This window comes from Pelovirga sp., assembly GCF_059864205.1.
Genome location: NZ_JCBCBS010000221.1, coordinates 1 through 3465 on the forward strand (window position 1 = coordinate 1; position 3465 = coordinate 3465).

The window sequence follows — 3465 nt, forward strand, 5'->3', positions numbered from 1 at the left end:
TTGCCGCGCATTTGGAGCCTGAGATATTGATTGTCGATGAGGTTTTGGCGGTAGGGGATGCGCAGTTTCAGAAAAAATGTCTGGGGCGGATGGCTGAGGTTGGTGAAGAAGGGCGGACGGTGTTGTTTGTGAGTCATAATACGCAGGCCATCCGCAATCTTTGCGACTGGGTGATATGGCTCAATGATGGACAGGTATGCCAGATCGGCCCGACACTGGAGGTGTCCAAAAATTACCTCCGTCAGTACCTGCACGCGAGATCTCTGGAGGAGGTGCAGTTGGCGATCGATGCCCTCCCTCCCGATCCAATATTTCGACTGGAGGAGGTCGCCATTCGACAAAAGGGGAGTTTGTGTACGACTGTTCTCAATGGCCATCCGGTCGATGTGGAAATCGTTTATAGCGTTTCTCAGCGAACCTCGGGGCTGCGGGTCTACTTTGATATTTGCGACGAGGAACGCAATCTTCTTATCCGCACCTTCAACGATGATGACGCAGACAGCATGTCCACCATCGAGCCGGGCCGCTATCTCTCCAAGGCAACCATCCCAGCCGATCTGTTGGCGCCTCGTAGCTATGAGCTGCGGGTTTACGGAACCATCTACAACGTCCGGAGCATTCCTGCGGGAGGGATAGGCATCCCGCTGCTGGTGGAGAAGAGTAACGGCATTAACCGCGCGTATCCACAGGATCCCATCCGGTCCAAGCTGTTACCGCGTATCCCATGGCAGACTGTGTCAGTTAGAGATGAGGGGATCAAAGCATGTTGAGACGATTGTTGCCGTTTGGCCCCAAGTCGCACCACTGGCAGGACCGGTTTCCGAACCTGGCAGCGAACGTTCTGGAGGTCAGGAGTCTTGAATACATGAAGAAGGCCATGGGCTGGACGCGGGACCCGATTCTCGAGGGTGAGCACCTCAATGCGTTTCAGTACCTGGAAGACTTGAATGATCGCCGCATTCGCGATGCCGAGGTTCTCGGGGCTGTCTGCTGCAACGGAAATGCGAAAATCCTGCTTGAGATCGGTACTTCCCATGGCAAGACGACGGCCCTGATGGCGCAGAACGCGCCGGGTGGGATTGTGTACACGGTCAACATCCCGCCCGAAGAGATCGCGGAAGGCGGGAAGAACGTCACTTTCGCCCCGTCGCGGGACGAGATCGGGAAGTATTACCGGGAGAAGGGGCTGACAAATGTTCGCCAGATCTTCGCCAACACCAAAAATTGGGAGCCTGATTTCGGTCCCATCGATATTGCCTTCGTGGACGGGTGTCACGATACGGATTTCGTTTACAACGACACGCGTAAGGTTCTGAACCGGTGCCGCCCCGGCAGTATTGTCATGTGGCATGACTTCAACCCTGCGCTGGCTAGGGTCTACCATTGGATAGACGATGTTTGCACGGGAGTGGAACGACTGTATGCCGAAGGCTTGATCCGGGGACGCATTCTAAATCTACAGGACTCCTGGGTGGGGCTCTACAAGACCCCTCAGAAGTGATTAAGGAAATCATACAGTGAAGATTCTGCTGTCCCATGTAGTGCACTCGCCTGGTGTGGACAAGTGGTATGAAGACATTGCTCGGGTTGCCGGGGATGATCTTGAAGTTACTTGTTTTTGCGTGACCCTCAACCCTCCCGGACCAAGGCTCGAGTGGAAAGATCTCGACCGTCGCTGGCGACAGAAGGAAAAAGTGCTGATGGAGATGTATGCTCGTCTCCGGGACGAGGCAAGCAAGTGTGATGTTCTTCTTCTGTACAATGGTGCGAATATTCACCCAGAATTTATCAAATATCTTCCAACGTTTAATGTTTACTGCTGCTTTGACGACCCTGAGAGTTCCTCCAATTTGAGCGCTCCGGTAGCCGCAGCTTTTGATGCCGTTTTTTATGGGAATATCGCCTCTCGTTATCAGTATGAGTCATGGGGGTGCAGAAATCTTGCATGGTTACCAATCTTTACAGCCCCGCAGGATGTGCCGTCCAGGAAGGAGGGCGAAGAGCTTCTCTTCGCTGAACGCGATGTCGATATCAGCTTGGTCGGCGAAAAGAACTTTTATCGTCGTCGAAGACTGGAGACGCTTGCCACCGCTTTCCCTCAAGCAAAACTCTTTGGACAGGGATGGCCCGAAGGCCGAATCAATGAGCAGGCAATGCTGGATCTCTATCGGCGGAGCAAGATCGGCTGGAATATCCACAACTCGACAGGCCCTATCAATCGACGGCTCTTTACTCTGCCAGCTTACGGAATACTTCAGATCTGTGACAACAAGACGGGTCTAGGCCAGATTTTCAATCTCGGCGAAGAGGTCGTCGGCTTCGACACCATCCCTGAAGCCATCGAACTCACCCGATACTTTCTGGAAAATGAAACGGAAAGGCAGAGGATAGCGGCAAATGGTTACCATCGTTTCTGGCAGGATTATCATCCAACTGCAATTTGGCAGCGCATAGGCAGCCAGATTGATGACTGGATTACGGCTGGGGAAAAAAGGCAACGAGAACCGCTGGAACTGCCGAAAAGAAGAGCTCTGGATGTGCTGCGACCATATAGCCAAGTCGGTTTGCATATTGCATCCGCTTTAAAGAGCACAGCTTTGCTGACGGTTCAGTCTTATCGCGAAAGTCAGGGTAAGCCGCCGCATAAACGCGATGAACGGGTCTGTCTGGGGGAAAGGGTCAGCCCGTACATAGAGAACGCCGAGATGAAGGGGGTAAATATGGCCCAGGAGAGGCTCGCAAAAGGTGAGCCTTTAGAGTGGCCGAATATGTTAGCGCTCAACTGGGCAGTGACCTCCCTGGTTGGTAACGCCAGGAAAATCGTTGAAATCGGCTCCGGAACGGGGCCTTTTGCCGAATTTGCCTCTGTCGATCCGATGCGGAAAATTTGTTGCTTTGAGGAAGACGACTTCGCCCGAAGATGGGCCGAAAAAAATCGTGCACATCCCAATGTCACTTATCAAAAATATTATGGAACTGATTCAGCGGTGGATTTTGACCTCTTGGTGTCGTTGGACGTATTTGAGCATGTGGGCGACATGCGCGGTTTTCTCACCTACTGTAGTTCGCTCGCCCCACTGGCACTTTTCAGCACCCCGAATAGGGAGGTCATGCGTGGTGCGCAGGATATGGGCCCACCATTGTACCCGCCCCATGTTAGGGAGTTTTCGCCGGGGGAGTTTTACTGGATGTTAAAGCAGTACTACCGTGAGGTATTCCTCTACCATATGCCAGATGTTTATGTCCCTTGGCTCGAGCCGATGACCATTTTAACCAAGGGAACTCCAATAATCGCCGAATGCAAGCAACCGATTGCTGGTCAGAGCGAAAAATGAGAATCGCCTTTCTGACCCCGGAGTATATCACCGAGGCCAATTTTGATGGTGGTCTGGCAAATCATCTGGGGCGTGTCTGCCCCGGATTGGTGGCCATGGGGCACGAGGTTGCGGTTTTTGTGGTGAGTGA

At 52.9% G+C, this 3465-nt stretch carries 2 protein-coding genes and 1 pseudogene; all 3 read left to right on the top strand.

The annotated features are described in order from the left end of the window. Nucleotides 1–770 (top strand): annotated as a pseudogene (locus AC6F7T_RS13890) (ABC transporter ATP-binding protein); the annotation flags it as partial. Further along, nucleotides 764–1501, top strand: a complete 738-nt coding sequence (locus AC6F7T_RS13895; protein ID WP_500719813.1) for a class I SAM-dependent methyltransferase — start codon at nucleotides 764–766, stop codon at nucleotides 1499–1501. The pseudogene AC6F7T_RS13890 and the gene AC6F7T_RS13895, both read left to right, overlap by 7 nt. A gap of 16 nt (nucleotides 1502–1517) precedes the next feature. Then, the gene (locus AC6F7T_RS13900) at nucleotides 1518–3335 is read left to right on the top strand and encodes a glycosyltransferase family protein (protein ID WP_500719814.1); all 1818 of its coding nucleotides are present in this window, start codon (nucleotides 1518–1520) and stop codon (nucleotides 3333–3335) included. Nucleotides 3336–3465 lie beyond the last annotated feature (130 nt).

Coding starts and splice junctions, on each gene's coding strand:
- AC6F7T_RS13895 (WP_500719813.1), top strand. CDS start 764: ATGTTGAGACGATTGTTGCCGTTTGGCCCCAAGTCGCACCACTGGCAG.